Origin of the sequence: Paraoerskovia marina DSM 21750 (genome assembly GCF_000701465.1) — a bacterium.
Classification (GTDB): domain Bacteria; phylum Actinomycetota; class Actinomycetes; order Actinomycetales; family Cellulomonadaceae; genus Paraoerskovia; species Paraoerskovia marina.
The window spans coordinates 146,189-170,124 of the sequence record NZ_JNIY01000003.1; the positions used below are offsets into that span (position 1 = coordinate 146,189).

At 72.2% G+C, this 23,936-nt stretch carries 29 protein-coding genes; 17 read left to right on the forward strand and 12 right to left on the reverse strand.

The features are described 5' to 3' along the window. Nucleotides 1-49: 49 nt before the first annotated feature. Both Q343_RS0100740 and Q343_RS0100745 read left to right on the forward strand, forming a co-directional pair. Nucleotides 50-1,366, forward strand: coding sequence for an FAD-dependent oxidoreductase (locus Q343_RS0100740; protein WP_081829525.1), 1,317 nt, complete (start codon nucleotides 50-52; stop codon nucleotides 1,364-1,366). A 99-nt stretch (nucleotides 1,367-1,465) separates the two neighbouring features. Continuing rightward, entirely contained in the window at nucleotides 1,466-1,954 is a 489-nt protein-coding gene (locus tag Q343_RS0100745; RefSeq protein WP_029251679.1) for a DUF1269 domain-containing protein, read from the forward strand. A gap of 41 nt (nucleotides 1,955-1,995) precedes the next feature. Here the strand turns inward: Q343_RS0100745 and Q343_RS0100750 are convergent, their stop codons facing one another. Together Q343_RS0100750 and Q343_RS15375 are read right to left on the reverse strand one after the other, a co-directional pair. After that, nucleotides 1,996-2,229 (reverse strand): hypothetical protein, encoded by a 234-nt coding sequence (locus Q343_RS0100750; protein WP_029251680.1) that lies wholly within the window; start codon nucleotides 2,227-2,229, stop codon nucleotides 1,996-1,998. Between the two features lie 79 nt (nucleotides 2,230-2,308). Next, nucleotides 2,309-2,932, reverse strand: a complete 624-nt coding sequence (locus tag Q343_RS15375) for a TetR/AcrR family transcriptional regulator (RefSeq protein WP_052366725.1) — start codon at nucleotides 2,930-2,932, stop codon at nucleotides 2,309-2,311. Between the two features lie 85 nt (nucleotides 2,933-3,017). Here Q343_RS15375 and Q343_RS0100760 point away from each other — a divergent pair, with 85 nt between their 5' ends. After that, nucleotides 3,018-4,031 (forward strand): ABC transporter permease, encoded by a 1,014-nt coding sequence (locus Q343_RS0100760; RefSeq protein ID WP_211248955.1) that lies wholly within the window; start codon nucleotides 3,018-3,020, stop codon nucleotides 4,029-4,031. Nucleotides 4,032-4,111: 80 nt separating this feature from the next. Next, entirely contained in the window at nucleotides 4,112-4,414 is a 303-nt protein-coding gene (locus Q343_RS0100765; protein WP_029251683.1) for a DUF5808 domain-containing protein, read from the forward strand. Between the two features lie 56 nt (nucleotides 4,415-4,470). Here the strand turns inward: Q343_RS0100765 and Q343_RS0100770 are convergent, their stop codons facing one another. Continuing rightward, nucleotides 4,471-5,493 (reverse strand): zinc-binding dehydrogenase, encoded by a 1,023-nt coding sequence (locus Q343_RS0100770; RefSeq protein WP_029251684.1) that lies wholly within the window; start codon nucleotides 5,491-5,493, stop codon nucleotides 4,471-4,473. Between the two features lie 561 nt (nucleotides 5,494-6,054). Between Q343_RS0100770 and Q343_RS0100775 the strand changes: the two genes are divergently transcribed. The 3 genes from Q343_RS0100775 to Q343_RS0100785 all read left to right on the forward strand — a co-directional run bounded on the left by Q343_RS0100775 (nucleotide 6,055) and on the right by Q343_RS0100785 (nucleotide 7,937). Next, nucleotides 6,055-6,984: a sugar phosphate isomerase/epimerase family protein gene (locus tag Q343_RS0100775; RefSeq protein WP_162175450.1), complete on the forward strand. Its 930-nt coding sequence runs from the start codon at nucleotides 6,055-6,057 to the stop codon at nucleotides 6,982-6,984. Between the two features lie 179 nt (nucleotides 6,985-7,163). After that, nucleotides 7,164-7,478: an STAS domain-containing protein gene (locus tag Q343_RS0100780; RefSeq protein ID WP_029251686.1), complete on the forward strand. Its 315-nt coding sequence runs from the start codon at nucleotides 7,164-7,166 to the stop codon at nucleotides 7,476-7,478. 24 nt (nucleotides 7,479-7,502) lie between these two features. After that, complete coding sequence (locus tag Q343_RS0100785) at nucleotides 7,503-7,937, forward strand: ATP-binding protein (RefSeq protein ID WP_029251687.1); 435 nt, start codon at nucleotides 7,503-7,505, stop codon at nucleotides 7,935-7,937. Nucleotides 7,938-7,964: 27 nt separating this feature from the next. Here Q343_RS0100785 and Q343_RS0100790 read toward each other — a convergent pair whose 3' ends face one another. The 3 genes from Q343_RS0100790 to Q343_RS0100800 all read right to left on the reverse strand — a co-directional run bounded on the left by Q343_RS0100790 (nucleotide 7,965) and on the right by Q343_RS0100800 (nucleotide 12,617). Next, nucleotides 7,965-9,032, reverse strand: a complete 1,068-nt coding sequence (locus Q343_RS0100790; protein ID WP_029251688.1) for a PQQ-dependent sugar dehydrogenase — start codon at nucleotides 9,030-9,032, stop codon at nucleotides 7,965-7,967. A gap of 90 nt (nucleotides 9,033-9,122) precedes the next feature. After that, on the reverse strand, nucleotides 9,123-11,375 hold the full coding sequence (locus Q343_RS0100795) for a SpoIIE family protein phosphatase (protein ID WP_029251689.1): 2,253 nt from the start codon (nucleotides 11,373-11,375) through the stop codon (nucleotides 9,123-9,125). 111 nt (nucleotides 11,376-11,486) lie between these two features. Further along, nucleotides 11,487-12,617, reverse strand: coding sequence for a GTP-binding protein (locus Q343_RS0100800; protein ID WP_029251690.1), 1,131 nt, complete (start codon nucleotides 12,615-12,617; stop codon nucleotides 11,487-11,489). A 99-nt stretch (nucleotides 12,618-12,716) separates the two neighbouring features. Between Q343_RS0100800 and rpmB the strand changes: the two genes are divergently transcribed. The 6 genes from rpmB to rpmF are packed head-to-tail and all read left to right on the forward strand — an operon-like array spanning nucleotide 12,717 to nucleotide 14,038. Further along, nucleotides 12,717-12,953, forward strand: a complete 237-nt coding sequence (gene rpmB, locus Q343_RS0100805; protein WP_029251691.1) for a 50S ribosomal protein L28 — start codon at nucleotides 12,717-12,719, stop codon at nucleotides 12,951-12,953. Further along, nucleotides 12,953-13,120: a 50S ribosomal protein L33 gene (rpmG, locus tag Q343_RS0100810; protein WP_029251692.1), complete on the forward strand. Its 168-nt coding sequence runs from the start codon at nucleotides 12,953-12,955 to the stop codon at nucleotides 13,118-13,120. The genes rpmB and rpmG overlap by 1 nt, the downstream gene beginning before the upstream one ends. Further along, entirely contained in the window at nucleotides 13,120-13,425 is a 306-nt protein-coding gene (gene rpsN / locus Q343_RS0100815; RefSeq protein ID WP_029251693.1) for a 30S ribosomal protein S14, read from the forward strand. Before rpmG ends, rpsN begins: the two co-directional genes overlap by 1 nt. Nucleotides 13,426-13,441: 16 nt before the next feature. Then, a complete protein-coding gene (locus Q343_RS0100820; protein ID WP_029251694.1) occupies nucleotides 13,442-13,738 on the forward strand; it encodes a type B 50S ribosomal protein L31 in 297 nt (98 codons plus the stop codon). After that, a complete protein-coding gene (gene ykgO, locus Q343_RS0100825; RefSeq protein WP_029251695.1) occupies nucleotides 13,735-13,857 on the forward strand; it encodes a type B 50S ribosomal protein L36 in 123 nt (40 codons plus the stop codon). Before Q343_RS0100820 ends, ykgO begins: the two co-directional genes overlap by 4 nt. A gap of 13 nt (nucleotides 13,858-13,870) precedes the next feature. Further along, nucleotides 13,871-14,038, forward strand: coding sequence for a 50S ribosomal protein L32 (gene rpmF, locus Q343_RS14735; protein ID WP_081829528.1), 168 nt, complete (start codon nucleotides 13,871-13,873; stop codon nucleotides 14,036-14,038). Between the two features lie 25 nt (nucleotides 14,039-14,063). Here rpmF and Q343_RS0100835 read toward each other — a convergent pair whose 3' ends face one another. From Q343_RS0100835 to arsB, 5 genes are read right to left on the reverse strand one after another with little or no spacing between them, the layout of a single operon-like run. Continuing rightward, nucleotides 14,064-14,360, reverse strand: a complete 297-nt coding sequence (locus Q343_RS0100835; RefSeq protein WP_029251696.1) for a DUF1905 domain-containing protein — start codon at nucleotides 14,358-14,360, stop codon at nucleotides 14,064-14,066. A 9-nt stretch (nucleotides 14,361-14,369) separates the two neighbouring features. Then, a complete protein-coding gene (locus tag Q343_RS0100840) occupies nucleotides 14,370-16,028 on the reverse strand; it encodes an MFS transporter (RefSeq protein WP_052366727.1) in 1,659 nt (552 codons plus the stop codon). A 30-nt stretch (nucleotides 16,029-16,058) separates the two neighbouring features. Further along, the gene (locus Q343_RS0100845) at nucleotides 16,059-16,496 is read right to left on the reverse strand and encodes an arsenate reductase ArsC (RefSeq protein ID WP_029251698.1); all 438 of its coding nucleotides are present in this window, start codon (nucleotides 16,494-16,496) and stop codon (nucleotides 16,059-16,061) included. Nucleotides 16,497-16,542: 46 nt separating this feature from the next. Further along, a complete protein-coding gene (locus Q343_RS0100850; RefSeq protein ID WP_029251699.1) occupies nucleotides 16,543-17,544 on the reverse strand; it encodes a metalloregulator ArsR/SmtB family transcription factor in 1,002 nt (333 codons plus the stop codon). Beyond that, complete coding sequence (arsB, locus tag Q343_RS0100855) at nucleotides 17,541-18,671, reverse strand: ACR3 family arsenite efflux transporter (RefSeq protein WP_052366728.1); 1,131 nt, start codon at nucleotides 18,669-18,671, stop codon at nucleotides 17,541-17,543. Before arsB ends, Q343_RS0100850 begins: the two co-directional genes overlap by 4 nt. Before the next feature lie 76 nt (nucleotides 18,672-18,747). Here arsB and Q343_RS0100860 point away from each other — a divergent pair, with 76 nt between their 5' ends. Continuing rightward, the gene (locus Q343_RS0100860) at nucleotides 18,748-19,743 is read left to right on the forward strand and encodes a pirin family protein (RefSeq protein ID WP_029251701.1); all 996 of its coding nucleotides are present in this window, start codon (nucleotides 18,748-18,750) and stop codon (nucleotides 19,741-19,743) included. Between the two features lie 33 nt (nucleotides 19,744-19,776). Continuing rightward, a complete protein-coding gene (locus tag Q343_RS0100865; protein ID WP_231959250.1) occupies nucleotides 19,777-20,427 on the forward strand; it encodes a thymidine kinase in 651 nt (216 codons plus the stop codon). Nucleotides 20,428-20,439: 12 nt separating this feature from the next. Here the strand turns inward: Q343_RS0100865 and Q343_RS0100870 are convergent, their stop codons facing one another. Beyond that, nucleotides 20,440-21,639 (reverse strand): MFS transporter, encoded by a 1,200-nt coding sequence (locus tag Q343_RS0100870; RefSeq protein WP_029251703.1) that lies wholly within the window; start codon nucleotides 21,637-21,639, stop codon nucleotides 20,440-20,442. 230 nt (nucleotides 21,640-21,869) lie between these two features. On the opposite strand from Q343_RS0100870, the gene Q343_RS0100875 reads away from it, so the two are divergent. Both Q343_RS0100875 and Q343_RS0100880 read left to right on the forward strand, forming a co-directional pair. Further along, nucleotides 21,870-23,330, forward strand: coding sequence for a PepSY-associated TM helix domain-containing protein (locus Q343_RS0100875; RefSeq protein WP_052366729.1), 1,461 nt, complete (start codon nucleotides 21,870-21,872; stop codon nucleotides 23,328-23,330). A gap of 4 nt (nucleotides 23,331-23,334) precedes the next feature. Further along, the gene (locus tag Q343_RS0100880; protein ID WP_029251705.1) at nucleotides 23,335-23,904 is read left to right on the forward strand and encodes a sugar O-acetyltransferase; all 570 of its coding nucleotides are present in this window, start codon (nucleotides 23,335-23,337) and stop codon (nucleotides 23,902-23,904) included. Nucleotides 23,905-23,936: the final 32 nt, after the last annotated feature.

The following is a 23,936-nucleotide window of genomic DNA, read 5'->3' on the forward strand; positions in this document are numbered from 1 at the left end:
GGATACGTTGGCCATGTCAGATTGACGGTTTTCAATACGAGGAGCTCAGATGAGCACGCCCCAGGACCTTCCCGTCGTCGTGATCGGTGGTGGCCCGGTCGGTCTCGCCGCGGCCGCCCACCTCGTCGAGCGAGGGATCGAACCCCTCGTCCTCGAGAGCGGGCCCGACGTCGGCGCGGCGGTCGCCGCCTGGGGTCACGTCCGGCTCTTCTCGCCCTGGCAGTACGACGTCGACGCCGCCGCCCGTCGGCTCCTCGCCCCGACGGGGTGGGTCGAGCCCGAGGCCGACGTGCTGCCGACCGGCGCCGAGCTCGTGGATCGGTATCTGCGGCCCCTGGCGCAGACCCCGGCGATCGCCCCGCACGTCCGCACGGGCGTCCGCGTCCTCGCCGTGACCCGCGACGGCGCCGACCGGTCCCGTTCCCTCGGGCGCGAGCGCCGGCCCTTCCGTCTGCGTGTCCGCGACGCCGACGGCGAGCGCGACCTGCTCGCCCGCGCCGTCGTCGACGCGACCGGCACCTGGGGGCAGTCCAACCCGTTGGGCGCGAGCGGGATCCCCGCCGTCGGCGAGCAGGAGGCCTCCGCGTTCGTCACCGGACCGCTGCCCGACGTCCTCGGGCGCGACCGTGAGCGCTTCGCCGGACGGCGCACCCTCGTCGTCGGACGCGGGCACTCGGCGGCGAACACCCTGCTCAGTCTCGTCGAGCTCGCGGAGTCCGAGCCCGACACCGAGATCACCTGGGCGATCCGTGGCGGGTCCGCCCGACGCCTCTACGGTGGTGGCGGTGCGGACGAGCTGCCGGCCCGCGGCCACCTCGGGGAGCGGCTGCGCGCCGCGGTCGAGTCCGGCGCGATCACCCTGGCCACCCACGTGACGATCGACGAGCTCGTCCCCGCAGGTGACGGGGTGCTCGTGCGCGGGCGCCGCCGCGACGAGGAGACCTCCGTCGAGGTTGACGCGATCGTGAACGCGACCGGGTTCCGGCCCGACCTCGCCATGCTCCGGGAGGTCCGCCTCGACCTGGACCCCGTGGTCGAGGCGCCACGTGGCCTGGCGACGCTCATCGACCCGAACGAGCACTCGTGCGGCACCGTCCGGCCGCACGGGGAGGCGCTCCTGCGCCACCCCGACGAGGGCTTCTACGTCGTCGGCTCCAAGTCGTACGGCCGTGCGCCGACCTTCCTGCTCGCCACCGGGTACGAGCAGGTGCGGTCCGTCGTCGCCGCGCTCGCCGGGGACCGGCAGGCGGCCGACGCCGTCGAGCTCAACCTGCCGTCGACCGGGGTCTGCTCCGCCGACGGCCCGGTCGACGACGACAAGGACGTCCCGGTCCCCGCAGGAGCGGCGTCCTCGAGCTGCTGCTGAACCCGACCCTGGCCGTGCCCCGGGTCGCGCCCCCGCGCGGTCCGGGGCACAGTGCTGCTCGGGAGCGGGCGGCCGAGCGCCCGCCAGAAGGAGGAGATCGTGGCCCGATTCACTGCCTGGACGTTCGAGACGGTCGACGGCGCGGACGACGCCAACGCCATCGTCCGCGACGCCGCGAGCGAGAAGCTGGTGACCGTCATCGACCACGCCGTCGTGCGCTGGCCCGAGGGCGCCGACAAGCCGGAGACGGACGTCCGGCACGACGACGCGAAGCGCGGCACCGGGTGGGGTGCCTTCTGGGGCCTCCTTCTCGGCGGCCTGTTCTTCGTCCCGCTCGTCGGAGCCGCGGCAGGCGCAGCGGTGGGAGGGCTGAGCAGGCTCTTCAGCGGCATCGGGCTGCGCTCCGAGGACATCGAGCGGATCCGTGAGGGAGTGAAGCCCGGCACGTCCGCGCTGTTCCTCGTGACCGAGCAGGGCGACGTCGACCGGTTCGCCGAGCGGCTGCACGGGGTCGGGGCGACCCTCGTGGACGCCAACCTCACCGAGGAGGAGAAGGCGCTCCTGCTGCAGTCGTTCGGCGGTCGCTGAACCGCGGGGTCGCCGTGGCCGCGGGGGGGCTGAGCGCGGCGTCAGCCGGCGTAGCGGTCGCCGGCACCGTGCCCGGGTCGCTGGCTGCGTCGGCTCCGGCGTGGCAGGTGCGCTCGCTCGACCGCCGTCGAGTAGCTCACGGCGCTGACCTGCGTCGTGGACAAGGGGTCGCCGAGCGCGTCGCCCCCGAGTGCACGGGCGACGTGGAGCAGGGGACGCTGTGCCTCGAACTCGTGGGCGAGGGCGTCGAAGATAGGGGTCTCGGTGTCGCGCACCGGACCATTGTCCGTCGCCGCGGGGCCGGACTCGCCCCGGGGCGCCGGTCTTCACAGGACCCCTACACGGTCGGGTGGGTCACGGCACCGAGGGGTCGGCCGCGTCGTCCGAGGTCACGGGGTTCGCGCGGGCGGCCAGGGTCGTGAAGAGCGGCAGGAGGACGTCGTCGAGCACGTCGTCCAGGTAGCTGTCGGGGATCGGCCCGCCCTTGATGATGGCGAACCTCAGGAGGGCGACCGGCGTGAGCAGCGCGGTGTCCGGGACCGGGGTGGGGCCGATCTCGCCGCGTTCCGCCGCCGCCGCGAGCGCCGACCGGATCGAGGAGCGCGCCACCTCCCCGTTCAGCTCGGCGACCTCGGAGAGCAGCTCCTGGTCGGCCTCGCCGAGCAGCGCGCGCAGCGTCGCGGACCCGACCGCACTGACCTGTGTCAGCAGCGGGCCGAGCGTCCGGCGGAGGTCGGCCCGCAGGTCGCCCGACGTCTCGGTCGTGAACGACGACCGCAGGGCTGAGCCGAGGGCGTCGGAGACGAGGTGTGCCCGGGAGCGGTAGCGGCGGTAGAGGACGGGCTTGCTGGTCCGCGCCCGGCGCGCGACCCCCTCGAACGTGACTCCGGCGTACCCGTGGTCGTCGAGCTCGGCGCGCGTCGCCTCGCGGATGGCCGCCGTCAGGACCTCGTCCCGTCGGCGCTTCTGCTCGACCACCTGGTCTCCTCTGCCTCGTACTCCTTGTGTACCGTACCGGGCGTGTAAGATACGGGGCGTATCTATAATTCTTCATGGAGGCTCGATGTCAACGGCTGAAACCACCGCCACCCCCGTCCCCGACCCGGCTGGCCGCCCCGCGCCGTCCCGCTGGTCCCGCGTCGCCCTCGTGGTGGGCGGGCTCTGCGCCGTCCTCCTCGTGATGCTCACGGCGTTCGCCCTCCCCTCGGTGAAGTCCTCGCCGCAGGACGTCCCCGTCGCGATCGTGGGTCCCGACCAGCAGGTCGCGACGATCGAGGACTCGATCGACCAGGCCGCCCCGGGTGCGCTCGACCTCGTCACGGCCGCCGACGCCGACGCCGCCGAGCAGATGATCCTGGATCGAGAGGTGTACGGGGCGTTCGTGCTCGGGCAGGACGGAGTCACCGTCCAGACCGCCTCCGCGGCGAGCTACAGCGTGGCCTCGATGCTGACGCAGGCGAGCCAGCAGCTGGGTGCCTCCGCCGGTGTGCAGGTCACGGTCGAGGACGTCGTCCCGCTGCCGGAGGACGACCCGCGGGGCGTCGGCCTGACGGCCGGCTCGCTCCCGCTCGCGATCGGCGGGCTCCTCGCGGCCGCTGCCTGCATCGCGCTCCTGCACGGGCCCACCCGTCGCATCGCGGGTGCGGCTGGCTTTGCCCTCGTCGGTGGATTCGCGCTGACCGCCGTGCTCCAGTACGGCTTCGGGACCTTCGACGGTCCGTACGCGCTCACGGCGCTCGCGGCCAGCCTCGGGATCGGCGCCACGAGCATGCTCGTGCTCGGCCTGGAGCGACTGCTCGGAGCCCCGGGGATCGCCGTCGGTGCCGTGATCGTCGTGCTGCTCGGCAACCCGCTCTCCGGGATCATGACCGCTCCTGAGTACCTCCCCGAGCCCTGGGGTGCGGTCGGCCAGCTCCTGCCACCGGGTGCCATGGACACGCTGCTGCGGAACGTCGCCTACTTCGACGGCGCCGCGAGCCTGGGGCCGATCCTGGTCCTGTGCGGGTGGATCGTCATCGGCCTCGTGCTCTTCGCGGCCGGCGTCGCGCGCTCGCGACGGAGCGGCACCGAGCTCTGATCCCACCGTTCCCGGCGGCCTGTGTGGACCTGCCCCCGCACGCACGGCAGGATGGTCGGCACCCGACCCTGGAGGACCTGATGAGTGCTGAGAAGACCCGCAAGAAGAGCGGCGTCGCCCGCCTGTACAAGACCGTCGCGTTCGCACTGGTCGTCGCAGCCGTCACCAAGGAGCTGCAGAAGGACCCGCAGGACCGCACCTGGCACGGGACGGTCGCCGGGTTCGTGCCGTACGAGTTCCGGATGCCGACCGTCGAGCGGGTCAAGAGCCGGGTCTGGGACCCGGACAACGCCCACATCCTCAGCCCGCACGTGTTCGGCGTCGGGTGGACCGTGAACGTCGGGCGCGTCGTCGCCGTGGCCAAGAACGTCGTCGACGGCTGACCAGATGCTCGACGACGCGCCTGCCGGGCCGGGACTCCCGGCCCGGCAGGCGTGCGTCACGGCCGCACGAGCACCTTGAGCGCCTCGCGCGAGTCCATGAGGCGGTAGCCCTCGGCCGCGTCGTCGAGCGAGACCTCGGCGTCGAAGACGACGCCCGGGTCGATCGTCCCGTCGAGCACGAGCCGGATCGCCTCCTCCAGGTAGGCGCGCACCGGCGCCGGACCACCGTTGAGGGTGATGTTCCGGCCCCAGAGGGACGCGGAGCCGACGGGTGCGTCGGTGTACTGCGGGACGCCGACGCGTGAGATGACGCCGCCCGAGCGGACCACGCCGTACGCCTGCTCGTACGCAGGCATGTGGCCGACGGCCTCGAGGACGACGTGCGTCCCCGCGCCACCCGTCAGCTCGCGGACCCGGGCCACCCCGGCCTCGCCGCGCTCCGCGACGACGTCGGAGGCGCCGAAACGCCGGCCCAGGTCGGTGCGGACCTCGTGACGGCCCATGAGGATGATCCGCTCGGCACCCATCTGCTTCGCCGCCAGCACGGCGGAGAGGCCGACCGCGCCGTCGCCGATCACGGTGACGGTCTTGCCGGGGCCGACCTGGCCGACGACCGCTGCGTGGTACCCGGTGAGGTACACGTCCGAGAGCGTCAGCAGAGCGGGCAGGAGAGCCGGGTCCGCGTCGGCCGGGAACGGCACGAGCGTGCCCGAGGCCTGCGGGACGCGCAGCAGCTCGGCCTGCGCACCGGAGATGAAGCCGCCGTGGGGGCAGGCGGTGTGGAACCCGTCCGCGCAGATGTCGCAGGTGTTGTCCGAGAACCCGAACGGGACGACGACGTGGTCGCCGACGTCCACGCCGGTCACCGCCGAGCCGATCTGCTCGACGACGCCGATCGCCTCGTGGCCCATCGGGCTGCCCTTCTGCGAGGCGGGCTTCGACCGGTACGGGTGCAGGTCCGAGCCGCAGACGCAGGCCAGGGTCACGCGCACGACGGCGTCGGTCGGCTCCTGGACGGTGGCATCGGGTCGTTCCTCGACGCGGACGTCGCCGGCGCCGTACATGACTGTTGCTCGCAAGGATCTCTCGTCTCTGTCGTGCGGTCTCGGGTGGAGACCGGGGTCGGGCCACGGGGATCGGCCCGCCGAACCTGCCTAGCCTGACATCTCCGCGGGCTGTTCGGGTGCGGCGCTGCCGACGAAAAGGGCCTGGACCTCGCCGACCGCAGATGCGGAACGTTCCGCGGGCTGGATCAGCGTCACGGTGATGCGTGATTCAGCATCGTCGCCAGGCTGCGGTAGCGAATGTCGAGGAGCAAAAGATAAGCGCAATGCAGCAAAAGGGTGCATACATTTGATTGACAGAAAGTAAAAGTGGCGTAGCGTGCAGCCATGGTCAATGACGACAGCGTCAACAGGCCGACGTCCCGCGCCGGCGTTTGGTTGACCGGCGCCCGTGGGGCCGTCGGCACCGCAGTCACGATCGGCGCACGCGCACTGCTCCGCGCTCCCGGACGTCCGGGACCTGCTCGTCCGACTGGCGTCGGAGTGACGAGCCCACAGACTCCTGGTGCGCTCCACCAGGAAGGGACCCCCGCAGGGGGGCACCCGCACCACACCGCACAACGACGTGGAGGAATGATGCAGAGCAACACGAAGTTCCGTCGCACCCTCGGCGCGACCGCCGCCGCGGCCGTCCTGGCCGGCACCGTGCTCGCAGGGGCCGGTGCAGCCGCTGCCCCGCCCGGGAAGTCCGACGAGGGGCGGAGCGTGCCGGCCAGCAAGATCTCGATCCAGCTCTACAGCTACCTGAGCTGGCAGGGGCAGGTCGGCATCGACGGCGTGCTCGCCGAGCTCGACGAGATCGGGTACCGCAACGTCGAGCCGTTCGGGGCCCCGGGCGGGTTCGGGTCGTACGAGGACTACTCCGCGGCCGAGTTCCGGGACGTGCTGAAGGGGTACGGCCTCAAGGCTCCGTCGTCCCACGGCGGGACGTCGGAGGCGACCTTCGAGGCGACGCTCGACGACGCCAAGGACCTCGGGCAGAAGTACGTCGGGTCCGGAGGGTTCGCGGCTCCGGGCATCGGTGGCGGCTACGAGAACGTCCTCGCCACCGCGGAGACGATGAACCGGCTCGGGGAGCGGTCGAAAAAGAACGGCACCGGCAAGTTCTTCGGGCACAACCACCAGTCGGAGTTCACCACGCAGTACGCCGACCCGGTGACGGGCGAGATGAAGAGCGCCTGGGAGATCCTCGTCGAGAACACCGACCCCCGCTGGGTGACCTTCGAGCTCGACACCTTCTGGGCCGCCGACGCCGGCGTCGACGTGGCGGCCCTGCTGGAGGAGCACGGCGACCGCGTCGAGCTCCTGCACATCAAGGACGGCGACCTCAACGGCGATGCGCGCGGGATCCCGGGCGACGTCGGTGAGGGGGACATGGACTGGGCCCCGATCCTGGAGGCCGCGCACGGCAAGGTGAAGCTGTACGTCGTCGAGCGGGACGGAGCTCCCGCCGATGCCGAGTTCGCGCAGGACAGCTTCGACTTCCTGACGTCGTTCACCTACTGACGGCCCGACCGCCCGACGGCCCCGCACGCTCGGTGTGCGGGGCCGTCGTCCCATGGTTCGGCCCATGGCTCGTCGGGCGGGGCTCCGGCCAGCGGATTCACCACCGGCCCCCGGGATCAGGCACTATTGGTGCGGCTGTGAAGACAGCGCAGCCTCAGAATCGTGCAAAAAAGGTGACGATGAACGACAACAAGACTTTTGGCGGCGTCCGGGTCGACCCGACCCGCGCCCACTGGGAGATGTGGGGCGAGGTGGACGCCGCCGTGCAGAGCGAGGTCGCCCACGTGCTGACCGACCACCTCCTCGAGACCGCCGACGAGCCACTGACCGTGGACCTGAGCGGCGTGACCTTCATCGACTCCGGCGGCCTGCGGCTGCTGTACACCGCTGCGGAGCACAAGCCGACGCCGCCGGTGCTCGTCGGAGCACCCGCGCGAGTCGTCGACCTGCTGCGACTGAGCGGAGTCGATACGCTGTTCATCCTGAACGACTGAGGAGGGGTAGGCGTGGATCAGACGATGACACTCGGCCCGACTCCTGCGGGCTTCCGCGAGTTGCGCTCGTGGCCGCTCCTGAGCGTCGACGACCTTGCCGTCGTCCGCCAGGATCTGGCGTCGACGCTGCCGCAGAGTCCCGGAGCCAGTCTGGAAGAGGTACCGGAGTCCGTGGTGCTCGTGGTCAGCGAGCTCGCGACCAACGCGCTGCGGCACGGCGGGGGCCCGGTCTCCGTCCATCTGTCCGAGCGGAGCGGTGAGGTGCTCGTCGACGTCGTCGACCGTGCGCCCGACGTCGCGCCGCAGTTCGTCGACGGGCGACCCGTCGGTGGTGGCGGGTTCGGTCTCCGGCTCGCCGCGCGGCTCGCCGACCAGCTCGGCTGGTACGCGACGGACACCGGCAAGCACGTCTGGGCACAGTTCAGCGTGTCCTCCAAGATGCCGAGTCTTTCCGCCTAGCTCCCTCACCCGTCGGAGCACGTGGGCCTACGACCCGTCGACGTCGACCTCGATGATCTGGTCGTCCTCCGGTCGTGGGGTCCCGCGTCCGTCCGTGTTGTTCGTCAGCGCCCAGAGCTCGCCGGTGGGCGTCACGACGGCGTCGCGGAGCCGACCCTCGTCGTCGACGACCACGCTCGAGGTCGCGGGGTCGTCCACCGGGACGGCACGGAGCACCTCGCCGCCGAGGTTCGCGACGTAGAGGGTCCCGTCGAGGTGCGCCATCCCGGACGGGCTGGCCTCCCCGGGCTCCCACTGCTGGACCGGGTCGACGAAGCCGTCGACGTCGGCGATGCCCTCGACGTCGGGCCAGCCGTAGTTCGCACCCGCCGTGACGACGTTGAGCTCGTCCCACGTGTTCTGGCCGAACTCCGTGGCGAACATCGTGCCGTCGTCGGACCAGGCCAGCCCCTGGACGTTGCGGTGCCCCAGGCTGTACACCAACGAGCCGGGGACGGGGTTGTCCTCCGGGGCGTCGCCGTCGGGTGTCATGCGCAGGATCTTGCCCGCCAGGGACGCCGGGTCCTGGGCGCGCTCCGGCTCGCCGGCGTCGCCCGTGGTGGCGTAGAGCATCCCGTCGGGACCGACCGCGAGGCGCCCGCCGTTGTGGTTCGACGCCGCGGGGATCTCGGCGACGACCGTGGTCCGTTCACCCAGGGCCAGTGCGCCGGGATCCCCGGTCAGGGGGTAGCGCTGGATGCGGTTGCCGTCCGCGGCCGTCGAGTAGACGTAGAGGTTCCGCTCCGCGTCCACCGCCAGCCCGAGCAGGCCTCCCTCGCCGCCGTGCACGACGCCGTCGACCGTCGCGACGGTCCGGGCTCCGCCCTCCGTCACCTCGAGGATGCGCCCGCTGTCCCGCTCGCTGACGAGGGCGACGTCGTCGACGAACGCGACGGACCACGGAGCCTGCAGGCCGGTCGCCGCACCCGTGGCCGTCCCGTCCGGCGTGGCGGTCTCGTCCGACGTCGTCGTGGTGCACGCCGTGAGCGGGCCGAGTACGAGGAACGCCGCGAGGCCGATCCGCGCCGACGTCCGTCGTCGGGTCTTCGTCCGCATGCGTCCTCCTGATCGCGGGGCCGTCCGCCCACGATAGGTGGCTCGCGCCGGTGCCGCAGTCGGCGGGCGAGCGGCGGGGCGGCCGGGCGGTCAGTGCCGCCGCAGCACCAGCACCGTGGCGTCGTCGTCGGACTCGGGGTCGCGCACGGTCGCCACGAGACGTTGGGGGTCGACGGAGTGCTCGGCCGCGCTGCGGAGACGCTCGAGCGCCTCGACGATCGACTCGTCGCGATGCTCGACGAGTCCGTCGCTGAAGAGGACGAGGGAGCCACCGGTCGGCACCTGCGCGGTGCCGACCGCCTCGACCCGGAGGCCGACACCGAGCGGCGGAGCGCCGAGGATCTCGCCGACGAACGCGCCGTCGGTGCCGACCATCACGGGCGGCGGGTGCCCGGCCGTGACGTACTCGACCTCGCCCGTGGACGGGTCGAGGACGGCGACCACGAGGGTCGCGACCTGGCCGGGCAGGGTGGTGCGCAGCAGGTGGTCGACCTGCGAGACGGCCTGGACGGCGGAGCTGCCGGTGACGAGCAGCGCGCGCAAGGCGTTGCGGAGCTGGCCCATCGTGGCCGCCGCGGGCAGGCCGTGACCCGTCACGTCTCCGACGACGGCGGCCAGGCGGCCGTCGCCGAGCGGCAGGGCGTCGTACCAGTCGCCGCCGGCATGCCCGCCGCCGGACGGTTCGTAGACCGCCTCCAGTGACCACCCCTCGACGTCGGGCAGCGACGTGGGGAGCAGGCTCTGCTGCAGTGTCGACGCGGCCCGGATGTCGCGCCGACCGCGCATCAGCAGGCCCTCGGCCACGTAGGAGCGCAGCGACGTCGCGACGTCGACCTGGTCGTCGGTCCACGGCTCGCTCTTGTCCCGGACCACCTCGCGCCAGCGGGCGAACGACTTGCGGGGCGAGAGGCGGACGGAGTCGCCCTCGCTGCGCGCGATGGCCTTGTTCCGCGGGTCGCCGCCCCAGTCCACGCTCTGCACGACCTCCTCGCGCAGCCAGACCGCGACCGCGTCGCCCGGGACCAGGAGGGCCAGGAGTCCTGCGGACCCGGGGACGAGCTCGGCGAGCTCGGGGTGGTCCTGCTTCAGGTGGTGCGTGACCAGGACCTCGACGCCGAGATCGGCGATGCGTCGACCGAGGGCCGTGCACGTCGCGTCGTCGGGCGTGGTGCCCACGCTGGCCAGGCGACCTTCGGCGATGACGAAGGCCCCGTCGGCGGGGATCAGGTCGAGGAGGCCGGGGGCTCCGGTGAGGGCCGCGGTGAGGGGGAGGTCGTCGTCGCGTGTGGCCGAGACGAGGTCCGCGAGCACACCCGCGGACCGTCGGGCCGCCGACGCGCGGTCGTCCTCGGCCTGCCTGACGAGCCGGGCGGAGAGGGTCGATCCCAGGAACTCCGCGGCGGCACGTGCCGCGTACGGCGGTGCGTGCGTCCCGGAGTAGTGATGGCACGCGATCAGGCCCCAGAGCCGACCGTCCCGCAGGAGCGAGATCGACATCGAGGCGCCGACACCCATGTTCTGCAGGTACTCGACGTGGATGGGCGAGACGCTGCGAAGGTTGCCGTAGGTCAGATCGAGCGGCCGGCCCGTGACCGGGTCGTCCGTCGGGACGATCTCCGAGGGGACGTAGTCGATGTCCGAGATCAGCCGGATCCAGTTCTTCTCGTACAGCGCGCGTGCCTGCGGCGGGATGTCCGACGCCGGGTAGTGCAGTCCGAGGAACGGGTTGAGGTCGTCCCGTCTGGCCTCGGCCACGACCTCGCCGTTGTAGTCGGCGTCGAAGTGGTAGAGCATCACTCGGTCGAACCCGGTCAGCTCGCGCACCCGCCGCACCGCGACGTCGTAGAGCTCCGCCAGGGACGTCGCCCGGTCGAGCTCGGCGAGCGCGTCGCGCACCGGCTCGAACGTGGAGCGATAGGTCAGCTCGGGAGGGCTGGAGAACGGTTCGACCTCGACGACGAGGACCGGTGGTCGTCCGTCGGTCTCGGTGTCCGGTGCGTGGTGCAGGACCACCTCGAACCTCCGTGAGCTACCCCGGACGACGATGTCGACGTCGACGGGGTTGCGCAGCCGGGGGTTCTCGACGCGGGCGACGTGGTCGAGGATCGTGGTGGCAGCGTCCGTGCCGATCGCACTGGCGAGCGTGCCGCCGACGACGTCGCGGACGTCGACACCGAGTACCTCGGCGGTGCTCTCGGAGGCCTGCGTGACGACGCCGTCGTCCGTGCGCAGGGCCAGGAGGGCACCACGCGGCTGGACGCGGCCCGGGATGTGGATCGGCTCGCGGGCGCAGTTGTCGAGGTCGACGATCTCGTCGGGGGCAAGGAATCCCTGCTCGGTCACGCGTCCCTCCTGCCTGGTTCGTCCCGTCGTGCAGGTGCCAGGATACGGGTGCGAGGCGCTCCCTGCGTCAGGAGGGGTGCGGCAGCGCGACCGGGTGTTGCCGCGGGCGGTTCAGAGGTTGCGCGACCCGAGCCACGGCTCCAGGAGGTCGCGCTCGCCCAGCCAGGCAGCGCCGCCGTCGGCCATCTCGATGCCGGTGGTCAGAGCCTCGCCGAACGCGTCGAGAATCCGGTCCCGCGTGTGCCGTGACTCCGCCCGTTCACCGGCCCCGACGACGAGGATGCGGGTCACGGGGCTGTGGCTTCCCGCGACCTCGGCCCAGGACCCGAGGTCGGCGACGCAGAGCGCCCCGCCGGCACCGTCCCACAGGCAGAGCGAGTCGGGTCGGTCGGGGACGTGGAACACCCCGCGGCTGCGGACGGGGCCCGTGCCCAGGTGCTCGATGTGCTCGAGCAGCCGCCCGGGGTGGAACGGTCGCTCGGAGCTGAGCAGCAGGCTCCAGCTTCGATCATTCGGGTCAGTTCCGCTGCGGTGCGGGTTGCGGGCGCCGAGCGGGTGCGCCCGCCGTTCGGCCGCGACCGTGTCGTGCCGGCACGCCGAGAGGTCCTCGACCCCGAGCTCGTGCAGTCCGTGCAGCCGTCGGCTGTCGCGTGCCCGGAGCCTGTCCACCAGGCCGGCACCCGTAGCGTCCTCGCCGACCGTCACCACCACGTCGACCTGCTCGAGCTGGGCGGCGAGGGCCTCGCCGAGCGGGCGCTCGTCGTCCGGGGTGAGGGCGACGCCCCGCTCGTCGACCAGGTCGTCGCCCAGCAGGTCCGCCTCGAGCGTGTCGAGGTCGACGAGGGCCACCGTGGCCGTGAGGCGCAGTCCCTCGAGCGCCTCTCCGGCGCGGACGTGCGTGGCCAGGGCCCGGGAGGCGGGGAGGGGCTCGGCGCTGACGGGGAGTGCGAGGACGAGGGCACTCCACCGGCCGGTCGCGGCGAGTCGAGCGAGCGCAGGGACGGCGTCCTCGCGCACGCTGCACGAGACACACGCGTGCTCGAGCTCGGCGGTGGCGTCCTCGACGACCCCGGAGGCGTCGAGGACGACGCGGCGCATGGTGTGCCCGTCCGCCGCCAGGTCGTGGCGGAGGACCGCGACGTCGGGCGAGCCGAGCGTCAGCGCGACGGTCGCGGTGTCGCGGAGCACGGGATCGACGGTCACGAGCACGCTGAGCTCGACGGCAGACGGGTGGGGGTGCACAGGGCCTCCTGGTTGATAATGATTCTCGTTTCTGTAACACTCTACCCCGAAATGAGAACGCTTCTCAATCATCGCCCGTCGCGGGCGGAAAGGAAGGTCATGTCCGCCCGTTGCCAGGTACTCGGCACCGCCCCCGGGTTCGGCCACTCGATCTCGCACTCCCACGTGCGGACCAAGCGGCGCTTCAACCCGAACATCCAGAAGAAGAGGTACTGGGTGCCCACGCTCGGCCGCACGGTGACGCTGCGGGTCAGCACCCGCGGGATCAAGACGATCGACCGGGACGGGATCGACGTCGTCGTCGCCCGGATCCGTGCCCGAGGGGAGAAGGTCTGATGGCCTCCCGGACCGAGCTCCGCCCGATCATCCGGCTCGTCTCCACCGCCGGGACGGGCTTCACCTACGTCACGCGCAAGAACCGGCGCACCACCCCCGACCGCATGGTGCTGCGCAAGTACGACCCCGTCGTACGCCGGCACGTCGACTTCAAGGAGTCCCGCTGATGGCCAAGACCTCCAAGATCACCGCCGACGAGCGCCGCCGCCAGCTCGTCGCTCGCTACGCCGAGCGTCGCGCAGAGCTCAAGCGCGTCGTCTCCGCCCCGACGAGCACGCCGGAGGAGCGGCACGCCGCCGTCGTCGAGCTGCAGCGCCAGCCCCGCGACGCGAGCCGGACGCGCGTCCGCAACCGCGACGTCGTCGACGGTCGCCCGCGCGGGTACGTCGGCGCGTTCGGCCTCTCGCGCATCCGTCTGCTGGAGATGGCCCACCGCGGCGAGCTGCCCGGCGTGACCAAGTCCAGTTGGTAGACCTGAGGAGAACCGTATGAAGAAGAGCATCCACCCCGAGTACGGACCCGTCGTCTTCCGCGACGCGAGCGCCGGCGTCGCGTTCCTGACGCGGTCGACGCTCGCCGGGCGAACGGCGTCCGGTCCGGACCGTCCGCTCGCCACGGTCGAGTGGGAGGACGGGCGCACCTACCCCGTCGTCGACGTCGACGTGTCCAGCGCCAGCCACCCCTTCTGGACCGGCGCGAACCGTGTCGTCGACACCGCCGGCCGGGTCGAGAAGTTCCACCGCCGGTACGGGACCGGCCCCGCGACGTCGGGCGCGGCCCGGTGAAGGTCCGCGCGTCCCTGCGCTCTCTGAAGAACAAGCCCGGCGCGAAGGTCGTGCGGCGCCGGGGCAAGACCTACGTCATCAACAGGCAGAACCCGCGCTGGAAGGCGCGGCAGGGCTGAGGAGGCCGACACCATGGCAGTTCCCAAGCGCAAGAAGTCCCGGTCGCGGACCCGGAGCCGACGGGCGCAGTGGAGGGCAGACGTCCCCGCGCTCGTCCCGGTGAGCGTTGACGGGGAGCGGGTGCTCGTCCCGCCGCACCTCGTCCGCGCCGTCAGGGACGGCATGATCGACCTGCGCTGACGACGACGGTGGCGGTCCGGGGCGGTCAGACGTCCCGGATCGTCAGGGTGACGTGCGCCGTCGCCCCCTCGTCGAGCTCCTCGGCGGTCCGGACGGCCTTCTTCAGGGGCAGGAGGTAGCAACCGCTGGCGCTGTCCGGGAAGAGCGACGTCTCCCAGCGGGAGGCTCCGACCTCGACGCGGACCCGGACGGACCCGAACCCCTTCGGCGGCAGCGGGAGCGAGCGGATCGCGTCCGTCACGTCCTCGGGAACGGTGGCGAAGTACCAGGCCTGGTCCGGCTTCCACCGGAAGACCGCGGACGCAAACGTGAAGTGCACCATGCCGCGACGCTAGTGCGGCGACGTCGGCGGCGCCTCTCCGCCCTCGACCGTCGTCCGGTCCCCCGCGGAGCCCTGGCCAGGGTCCGTCTCCCCGTCCTCCTCGCGACGCCCCAGCGAGAGGGTCGCGAGCAGGCCGAGGACGAGGAACCCTGACGCGGCCCACGCCGAGTACTGGGTGCCCCGCGTCAGGGACTCGCGGGCGTCGTCGGCGACGTCGGCCGTCGCGGGGTCGGCCGCGAGTCCGGCGATCGCCCCGCCGGAGCTGTCGACGACGGCGCTGACCACCTCGTCCCGTTGAGCCGCCGGCACGCCCTGGTCGGCGAGGCGTGCGTCGAGGTCCGCGGACGTCCCGGCGAACAGCACCGTCCCGAGGATCGCGATTCCGAGCGCCGAGCCGATCTGTCGCGACGTCGACTGGGTCCCCGAGGCGGCGCCGGACTCCTCCACCGGGACGTCCTGCAGGACGACACCGGTCAGCTGCGCCGTCGCGAGACCGACGCCGAACCCGTACACGAAGAGGAACGGCACCACGGTCGTCCACGTGGACTCGGGCGTGATCGCGAACCCCAGCCCGCCGACACCGACGATCTCTGCCGCGATGCCGACCCGGACGGTCGCCACCGCGCCGATCCGCTGCGTCAGAGCCTGGGCCGCGCCGCTCGCCACGAACGACCCGCCCGCGAGCGCGACGAGCACCCAGCCGGTCTGCAGCGCGTCGTAGCCGAGCACGTTCTGCAGCCAGATCGGCAGCGAGAGCAGGAGGCCGAACTCGCCGAGCGAGACCACGAGCGCCGCCACGTTGCCGTTGCGGAACGACGTGATGGTGAAGAGCTCGAACGGGATCAGGGTCGGCAGGCCGCGGGCCTCGCGCCGTCGTCCACGACGCACGAACGCCGCGGCCGAGAGTACCGAGACGGCCAGCGAGACCGGCACGGGGGAGAGGGCGAACGGCCACCAGTCGGCGGCTCCGTCGAGAGTCGTCCACCAGCCGAGGGAGCGCCCCTCGATGAGGCCGAAGACCAGCGTGCCGAACGTCACGACGGACAGCGCGGCCGAGACCAGGTCGGTGCGTCGCGCGCCCTCGGACCGGGACTCGTCGACCCACAGGAGCGCACCGACGACCATGAGCACTGCGATCGGGGGGTTGATGCCGAACGCCCAGCGCCAGGAGAAGGAGTCCGTGAGCCAACCGCCGAGCAGCGGGCCGAGGGCCGCCATCCCGCCGATCGTCGATCCCCAGACGGCAAAGGCGATGCCGCGCTCGCGGCCGCGGAACGTCGCGTTGATGATCGACAGCGTCGTCGGCAGGATCATCGCGCCGCCGAGTCCCTGCAGGAGTCGGGCGCCGATCAGCGCCGCACCGCTGGGCGCGAGCGCCGCGAGCAGCGAGGCGGCGGCGAAGGTGACGATCCCGATCAGCATCGTGCGACGTCGGCCCCACCGGTCGGCGGCGACGCCGAACACGAGCAGGAGCGACGCGAAGACGAGCGTGTACGACTCCTGGACCCACTGGACCTGGGTCGAGTCGATGCCGAGGTCGGCGACGATCGAGGGGATCGCGACGTTGACGATGGTCGCGTCGACGATGATGAGGGAGACCGCGACGGACACCACGGCGAGGGCGAGCCACCGCCGTCGGTCGCCACCGCGTGCCGGTGAAGACGTCATGACTTCACCGTACGCGATGACGACACCGCGTCAGTTCGCCTGCGCGGTGACGGGCGTCACGCCCAGCTGCTCGATCAGGGCGAGGACGCGGCCGCGGATCTCGTCGCGGATCGGGCGGACGGCCTCGATCCCCTGACCGGCCGGGTCCTCGAGCGCCCAGTCCTCGTAGCGCTTGCCGGGGAAGACGGGGCAGACGTCGCCGCAGCCCATGGTGATGACGGCGTCGGACGCCTGGACGGCGTCGGTGGTCAGCACCTTCGGCTGCTCGTCACGAATGTCGATGCCGACCTCCAGCATCGCCTCGACGGCGGTCGGGTTGATCTGGTCGGCGGGCATGGAGCCTGCGGAGCGTACCTCGACGGCGCCGCCGGAGAGCGCGCGGAGGAAGCCCGCGGCCATCTGGGAGCGGCCGGCGTTGTGGACGCAGACGAAGAGTGCGGACGGTCGGTTCTGGGCGTTCGCGGTCATGTGTGTTCTCCGTGGGGTCGGTTCCAACAGGGTCGGGAGTGCGTGGTCAGGCGGTGAAGTCGGGCAGGAGGTCGGCCAGCAGCGCGCGGACGTGACCGTCGATCTCGTCGCGGATGGCCTCGACGCCCGCGGGTGACGCCAGTGCGGGGTCGCCGACGGCCCAGTCCTCGTACCGCTTGCCCGGCAGGACGGGGCAGACGTCGCCGCAGCCCATGGTGACGACGACGTCGGACGCGCGGACGGCGTCGTCGGTCAGCGGCTTCGGGAAGGGTGCGTCGGCGTCGAGCGCCTCCAGCGGGGGTCGGACGCCCGTGTGGACGTCGCTCGCGGGGGTGGAGCCCGCGGACCGCACGACGACCCGGTCGCCGACGTAGTGCCGGACGAGCGCCGCGGCGAGCTGCGAGCGTCCCGCGTTGGCGACGCACAGGAACAGGACCTGCGGGCGGGTGTCCGTCGCGGCCTCGGTGCGCTCCACGTCGGCGACGCGCTGCCGGGCGAACCGCTCGGTCAGCGTCAGCAGGTGCACCGAGATGCGGGCGGTGCGCGCGAGCGCCGTGTAGGACTCGCGGACGATCCGGCGCGCGGTGTCGGCGTCGACGTGCTCGTACGTCTCTGCGAGCTGGTCGGCCAGCGCGGTGAGCGCGGTGTCGGTGTCCGTGAGCCCCGTCATGGTGCGTGCCGGGGCCTGGCCGGCGAGCGCGGCCGGTGCGAACGAGTCGAGGAGCGTGCTGACGGCGCCGCGGTACTCGCTGTTGATCCGGTACCAGACCCAGGTCCCGCGTCGCTCCGAGGTCAGCACACCGACGTCGCGCATCACCTTGAGGTGGTGGGACACCGTGGGCTGGGAGACGTCGGTCAGGGCGCTGAGGTCGCAGACGCACGCCTCGCCCGACGGGGTGGTCGCGATGAACGACAGGATCCGCAGTCGGAGGGGGTCGGCGAGCGCCTTGAGCGTGGTGGCGACCACGGCGGCGACGTCGGTGCCGATGGCGTGGGAGTCGGTCTGCGGCGTGCAGGCCTCGGCGGGCTCGGTGGTTTCGGTGGTCATGACCGGTCCTTCGTCGGGATGGAGGCTGCTGGTGACGTGCTGCTGTCCGGTTCGACGACGGGCTGTGCGTACGGGTCGACGCCGAACCAGCGCGGTGCGAGCCAGAGGCTCACGTAGACGAGGCCGACGAGCACCGGGACCTCGATCAGCGGTCCGACGACGCCGGCGAGCGCCTCGCCGGACGTGGCGCCGAAGGTCCCGATCGCCACGGCGATCGCGAGCTCGAAGTTGTTGCCGGCGGCGGTGAACGCGAGCGTCGTGGTCCGGGCGTACCCGAGGCCGAGGATCTTCCCGGTGACCATGCCGATGCCCCACATGATCGCGAAGTAGCACAGCAGGGGCAGCGCGATCCGGGCGACGTCCGTCGGGTTCGAGGTCACGGCCTCGCCCTGGAGGGCGAAGAGCAGGACGATCGTGAACAGCAGCCCGTACAGGGCCCACGGGCCGATCTTCGGCAGGAACGTCTCCTCGTACCACTCGCGACCCTTGGCGCGCTCGCCGATCCGGCGCGAGAGGAATCCCGCGATCAGCGGTATCCCGAGGAACACGAGGACGTTGAGCGCGATCTCACCCATGGAGATGTCGAGCCCGGCCGTGTCGAGGCCCAGCCAGCCGGGCAGCACGGTGAGGTAGAAGTATCCCAGGACCGAGAAGGCGAAGACCTGGAAGACCGAGTTGATGGCGACGAGGATGGCGGCGGCCTCGCGGTCGCCGCAGGCGAGGTCGTTCCAGATCACGACCATCGCGATGCACCGTGCCAGGCCCACGATGATCAGGCCGGTGCGGTACTCCGGCAGGTCGGGCAGGAACAGCCAGGCGAGCGTGAACATCAGCGCGGGGCCGACCACCCAGTTGAGGACGAGCGAGCTGGTCAAGAGCTTCTTGTCCCCGGTGACCGAGGCGACCTTGTCGTACCGCACCTTCGCGAGGACGGGGTACATCATGATCAGCAGGCCGAGCGCGATGGGGATCGAGATCCCGCCGACCTCCATGGCCGCGAGCGCGTCCGAGAGGCCCGGGATGAAGCGGCCGATCAGGATGCCGCCGACCATCGCGAGGCCGATCCAGAGCGGGAGCCAGCGGTCGAGGGTCGAGAGATGGGGGCGCTGCGCCTGCTGTATTGACATACTTCTATATTGACGGATCTCGATTCAAGGGTCAAGCGAGCGGGCCACCTGTGCGAGAACGTCCTAGCCTCGTCCCATGACGAACCTCGAGGCGCGCCCGGACACCGAGACCTGCGCGGCCGGCTCGCACCCGCTCGGGGTCGAGATCCTGGCCGCCCGGGAGGTTCCCCTCGGAGGCCCTCGCGCGATGACCGTCCGGCGAACCATCCCGCAGCGCCGACGCTCGCTCGTCGGTGCCTGGTGCTTCGCCGACCACTACGGGCCCGACGACGTCTCCCGCTCCGCCGGGATGCAGGTTCCCCCGCACCCGCACACGGGGCTGCAGACGGTCACCTGGCTCTTCGAGGGCGAGATCGAGCACCGGGACTCCCTCGGCTCGCTCCAGCGCGTCCGGCCCGGCGAGCTCAACCTCATGACGGCCGGATTCGGGATCTCGCACTCCGAGGCCTCGCCCGCCACCCGGCCGGACACCCTGCACGGTGTCCAGCTGTGGACGGCGCTGCCCGGGCACGCGCTCGACGTCGGCCCGTCGTTCGAGCACCACGCAGATCTCCCGGCCGCCGAGGTCGACGGCGCTCGCGTCCAGGTCATGATCGGCAGCCTCGGCGTCCGCGGGCAGCGCCTCACCTCCGCGGCGACCGCGTTCACCCCGCTCGTCGGTGCGCAGATCGACCTCGCACCCGGCGCGACGGTGGACCTCGAGGTCGACGGCGACCACGAGCACGGACTCCTCGTCGACGCAGGCGACGCCGGCGTGGCCGGGACCGCCGTGCCCGTCGGTGCACTCGGGTACGTGGCGCCCGGGCATCCCACGCTGCGGGTGACGGCCGGCCCCGACGCGCCGGTACGCGCCGTGCTGATCGGCGGAGAGCCGTTCGACGAGGAGATCGTCATGTGGTGGAACTTTGTCGGCCGCTCGCACGAGGACGTCGCCCGGGCGCGCGCGGACTGGGAGCGGGGCGGCCCCGACGGGCGATTCGGGCACGTCGAGGGATTCCCGGCCCCCGCCCTGCCCGCGCCGCCGATCCCGGACGTCCGTCTGCGGCCCCGACGGAGACCGTCCACCCCCTGACCCTCGTCCGGTCAGGGTTAGGCTTTCGTGGCGGTGGGCGCACGGCTCGCCGCACGACGTGCGGAGGTCCGGGTGGAGCTGTCCCTGGTGCTCGGACCGATGAAGTCGGGCAAGTCCCTGGACCTGATCGCGCAGATGGCGCCGCTCGCGTACTCGCGGCTGAGCTGCGCCGTCGTGCAGTCGGCCCGGCACGTGCGCGACGCCCGGATCGTCTCGCGGACCGGCGCCTCGGTGCCCACGGTCAAGCTCGACTCCCTGCGCCCGCTGCTCGACACGGACGAGGACGTCGTCGCGATCGACGAGGTCCACATGTTCGCGCCCGCCGACGTGCGCGTCGTCGAGGAGCTGGTGCTGCGCGGCACCCGTGTGCTGGCGTGCGGGATCGACCTCGACCATCGCGGCGAGCTCTTCGCCACCGTCCGTGCCCTGCTCGAGCTCGGTCCCACCGAGGTCCGCTACCGTCGCGCGGTCTGCGACCGCTGTCAGGACCTGCACGCCGCGTTCACCCAGGTCCTCAGCGGCGGGCTGCCGTTCCTCGACCGGCTCGGCGCCTCGGAGCCGCTGCCCGACGACGGCACGTTCACCTACGAGGCGCTGTGCCGCCGCTGCTTCGTCCTGCCGGAGACCGCGATCGTCACGGGCACGGCCGGTGTCGTCCGCGCGTCGGCCGACGCCGCGGAGTAGCAGAGCCCTCGGTCAGGAGCGGGGCGGGTCGGCCGGGAACGCCCGGCGGGCGAAGACCACGACGAGCACGGCGACGAGCACGATCGCCGCACCCACGAACGGCAGGACGGCGATCCCGCTGACCGCGAGCACGCCACCCCCGAGCGCGGCCCCGAGCCCGATCCCCGCGTTGGCGGTGGAGTTCACGAGCGCCCCGGCGGTGTCGGGGGAGCCCTGGTGCGCGCGGATCGCGGCGGCCTGGATGATCGCGGGCAGGGACCCGAAGGCCGCGAGCCAGACCAGACCGACGGCGAGCAGGGGCCACAGGTGCGGGTAGGCGAGCCCGGCCCCGAGGAGTCCGACGGCGACGGTCCCGAGGGCCATCAGCGTCGCCCAGCGTGGCCGCCGGTCCACGAACGTCCCGGCGAACCAGACGCCGAGCAGCCCCACGGCACCGAACGCGAGCAGCACGGGCCCGACGGAGGACTCGGCCAGGCCCGCACCGAGCAGCATCACCGAGATGAAAGTGTAGACCGCGTAGTGGCCGAGGAACGCGAGGGTGTTGACCGCCCCGACGGTCGCCAGGGCGCCGACCGACCCGGTGGGCCGAGGTGCGTCGTCGGGCGAGGCGGCGAGCATCTCTACGGGCGGCAGGAGCCAGACCACCACCAGGGCCATCAGGGCGCACAGGAGCGCGAGGACCCAGAACGCCGCGCGCCAGCCCAGCGCCGTGCCGAGCGACGTCGTCAGGGGCACCCCGACCACGAACCCGGCGGAGCCGCCGAGCGTGGCGATCGTGAGCGCCCGGCCGGTGAACTCGGGGCGCACCAGCCGGGACGCGTACCCGATCGCGACGGAGAAGAAGAGGGCGTGCGCGATCCCGCCCAGTGCGCGTCCTGCGGCGATCATCGCGAAGTTCGGTGCGACGGCGACGATCACGTTCGACGCCGCGTACCCGACCAGGGTCGCGACGATCAGCGGTTTGCGCGGCAGTGACCTCGTCCACGCGGTCAGCGGGAAGGCGAGCGCCGCGACGAGGAGGGCGTAGACGGACACCAGCAGGCCGGCCGTCGACTCCGAGACCGAGACTCCGGAGGCGATCTGCGGCAGCAGCCCCACGGGGAGGAGCTCGGTCGTGATGGCGACGAAGGTCGAGAGGCTGAGCGCGACGAGCCCCGCGAAGGCTGCCCGGACGTCACCGGGGCGGTGGTACGCGCGACGAGGTTCCGTCACAGCGGCGCGGTGGTGTCGGCGCAGGCGTGGCACGCGACGAGCAGGGGAGTCATGCCTCCAGCGTAGGTGCATGCCGGCGCGTCGCGATCCCGGATACGCAGGGCTTCTACGTGTTTCCACGGATTCCGTGCGCCCCGGCGGATGGTTACGGTCCACGCCGTGGCGCGCGACGCCGCGGGTGCCCCGGGACGCGGGACTCCGACCACCGAGGCTCAGCGAGAGGACACCCGATGGGCTCCACCGACGTCGCCGCACCGCCGCAGGCCTCGCCGCCGAGCCCGCCACGCCGTCCCGGTGCCTGGCAGGCCGTGCAGCCGGTGCTCGCCCGCCTGCACTTCTACGCCGGGATCCTGATCGGTCCGTTCCTGGTCGTCGCGGCGTCGACGGGCCTGCTCTACACGCTCGCCCCGACCATCGAGCGGGTGCTGCACGCGGACATCCTGACCGTCGAGCAGGTGGGGACGGACCGCACCTCGTTGGCCGACCAGGTCGCCTCGCTGCGCGACGCCGGGTTCACGGACCCGGTGGTCAGCGTCGCGGTGGCCGGTGACCCGGAGCTGACGACCCGTGTGGTGACGGCGCCCGACGACGTCCCGGTCGGCGCGACCCGGACGGTGTTCGTCGACCCGTACACCGCGACCGTCGTCGGCGACTCGGTCACGTACGACGACTGGCTCCCCGAGCGCGAGTGGATCGAGACCTTCCACTCGAGTCTCCACCTCGGCACGTTCGGCCTGTACTACTCCGAGCTCGCGGCGTCGTGGCTGTGGGTGGTGGCGCTCGGCGGGCTCGCGATGTGGGTCACGCGGACCGTGCGTCGGCGGCGGCTGCGACGCCTGGTCGTTCCCGAGAGGGGTCGACCCGGCCTGCGTCGCACGCTGTCCTGGCACGGCTCGGTCGGCACCCTCGTCGTCGCCGGGCTGCTGATCCTGTCCGTGACCGGGCTGACGTGGTCGACCATGGCGGGGGCAAAGCTGGGCGAGCTGCGGATGGCCGTGACGCCGGAGTCCCCGTCCCTCGACCGGTCCCTGGGGGCCGACGACGGAGGGAGCGGCGGGTACGTCGCCCACCACCACGGTGGGTCGGGAGGGGCGGCGGGCGACCCGCTCCTCGTGGAGTGGAACCGGGCCGAGGGGGCCGCGGTCGACGCCGGGATCGACCCGCCGTACGTCGCCTCGCCCCCGTTCGCCCCCGGGCAGGCGTGGACGGTGACGCAGACGACGACGACGTGGCCGATGGCGAACGACGCGATCGCCGTCGACCCCGCGACCGGGTTCGTCGACGACCGGCTGGACTTCGAGGACAAGCCGCTCCTGGCCAAGATCACGGACTGGGGCATCTACTTCCATCTCGGGATGCTGTTCGGTCCGGCGAACGTCGTGTTCCTCGCCGTGACTGCGGCGGGGCTCGTGGTGCTGACGCTGCTCGGATACCGGATGTGGTGGCAGCGACGGCCTCCGCGGGTGATCGGTCACCGGCCCGGTCCCCTCCCGCAGCGCGGTGCACTCCGTGCGGTGCCGTGGTGGGCGACGGCGTTGATCGTCGCGGGAGCGCTCGTCGCCGGGTGGTACGTGCCGCTCTTCGGCTACCCGCTCGCGGTCTTCGTCGTGGTCGACGTGCTGGTCGGGCTCGCCCGGCGCCGGCGCCCCGTGGCGACACCTGCGTCCGGTACGCCGTCGTCCCTAGGCTGACCGCATGAGCGACGACACGAGGACCATGCACGCGCGGATGCTCGCGGGGGAGACCTACCACGCCGACGACCCGCAGATCACCGCGGACGTCGCCCGTGCGGGCGACCTCCAGCACCGCCTCAACCACCTGCACCCGGCGCAGACCGACGAGCGTCGTGCCCTGCTGTCGGAGCTCCTCGGGACGCTGGGCGAGGGCGCCGACGTCCGGCCGCCCTTCTACTGCGACCTCGGCTACAACCTGCATCTCGGGGCGCGGTCGTTCGTCAACTACGGCTTGCAGTGCGCGGACGTCGGCGAGATCCGGATCGGGGAGGACGTGCTGATCGGCCCGTCGGTGAACCTCCTGACGCCGACGCACCCCGTGGACCCGGAGTCCCGTCGCGCGGGGTGGGAGGGCAGCGAGCCCATCACGATCGGCGACAACGTCTGGCTGGGCGGTGGGGTGACGGTCTGCCCGGGCGTGAGCATCGGGCGGAACTCGGTGGTCGGTGCCGGGTCGGTGGTCGTCCACGACGTGCCCGCCGACGTCGTCGTGGTCGGCAATCCGGCGCGGGTGGTGCGGCACCTCGCCTGAGCGTGTTGCGCTGATTTCACACGTTAGGCACA

Bases quoted from the DNA above. Each gene is read 5' to 3' on its own strand.
- Q343_RS0100740 (WP_081829525.1), top strand. From the start codon at position 50: ATGAGCACGCCCCAGGACCTTCCCGTCGTCGTGATCGGTGGTGGCCCG.
- Q343_RS0100760 (WP_211248955.1), top strand. From the start codon at position 3,018: ATGTCAACGGCTGAAACCACCGCCACCCCCGTCCCCGACCCGGCTGGC.
- Q343_RS0100765 (WP_029251683.1), top strand. From the start codon at position 4,112: ATGAGTGCTGAGAAGACCCGCAAGAAGAGCGGCGTCGCCCGCCTGTAC.
- Q343_RS0100775 (WP_162175450.1), top strand. From the start codon at position 6,055: ATGCAGAGCAACACGAAGTTCCGTCGCACCCTCGGCGCGACCGCCGCC.
- Q343_RS0100780 (WP_029251686.1), top strand. From the start codon at position 7,164: ATGAACGACAACAAGACTTTTGGCGGCGTCCGGGTCGACCCGACCCGC.
- Q343_RS0100785 (WP_029251687.1), top strand. From the start codon at position 7,503: ATGACACTCGGCCCGACTCCTGCGGGCTTCCGCGAGTTGCGCTCGTGG.
- Q343_RS0100790 (WP_029251688.1), bottom strand. From the start codon at position 9,032: ATGCGGACGAAGACCCGACGACGGACGTCGGCGCGGATCGGCCTCGCG.
- rpmB (WP_029251691.1), top strand. From the start codon at position 12,717: ATGTCCGCCCGTTGCCAGGTACTCGGCACCGCCCCCGGGTTCGGCCAC.
- rpmG (WP_029251692.1), top strand. From the start codon at position 12,953: ATGGCCTCCCGGACCGAGCTCCGCCCGATCATCCGGCTCGTCTCCACC.
- rpsN (WP_029251693.1), top strand. From the start codon at position 13,120: ATGGCCAAGACCTCCAAGATCACCGCCGACGAGCGCCGCCGCCAGCTC.
- Q343_RS0100820 (WP_029251694.1), top strand. From the start codon at position 13,442: ATGAAGAAGAGCATCCACCCCGAGTACGGACCCGTCGTCTTCCGCGAC.
- rpmF (WP_081829528.1), top strand. From the start codon at position 13,871: ATGGCAGTTCCCAAGCGCAAGAAGTCCCGGTCGCGGACCCGGAGCCGA.
- Q343_RS0100835 (WP_029251696.1), bottom strand. From the start codon at position 14,360: ATGGTGCACTTCACGTTTGCGTCCGCGGTCTTCCGGTGGAAGCCGGAC.
- Q343_RS0100840 (WP_052366727.1), bottom strand. From the start codon at position 16,028: ATGACGTCTTCACCGGCACGCGGTGGCGACCGACGGCGGTGGCTCGCC.
- Q343_RS0100845 (WP_029251698.1), bottom strand. From the start codon at position 16,496: ATGACCGCGAACGCCCAGAACCGACCGTCCGCACTCTTCGTCTGCGTC.
- Q343_RS0100850 (WP_029251699.1), bottom strand. From the start codon at position 17,544: ATGACCACCGAAACCACCGAGCCCGCCGAGGCCTGCACGCCGCAGACC.
- arsB (WP_052366728.1), bottom strand. From the start codon at position 18,671: ATGTCAATACAGCAGGCGCAGCGCCCCCATCTCTCGACCCTCGACCGC.
- Q343_RS0100860 (WP_029251701.1), top strand. From the start codon at position 18,748: ATGACGAACCTCGAGGCGCGCCCGGACACCGAGACCTGCGCGGCCGGC.
- Q343_RS0100875 (WP_052366729.1), top strand. From the start codon at position 21,870: ATGGGCTCCACCGACGTCGCCGCACCGCCGCAGGCCTCGCCGCCGAGC.
- Q343_RS0100880 (WP_029251705.1), top strand. From the start codon at position 23,335: ATGAGCGACGACACGAGGACCATGCACGCGCGGATGCTCGCGGGGGAG.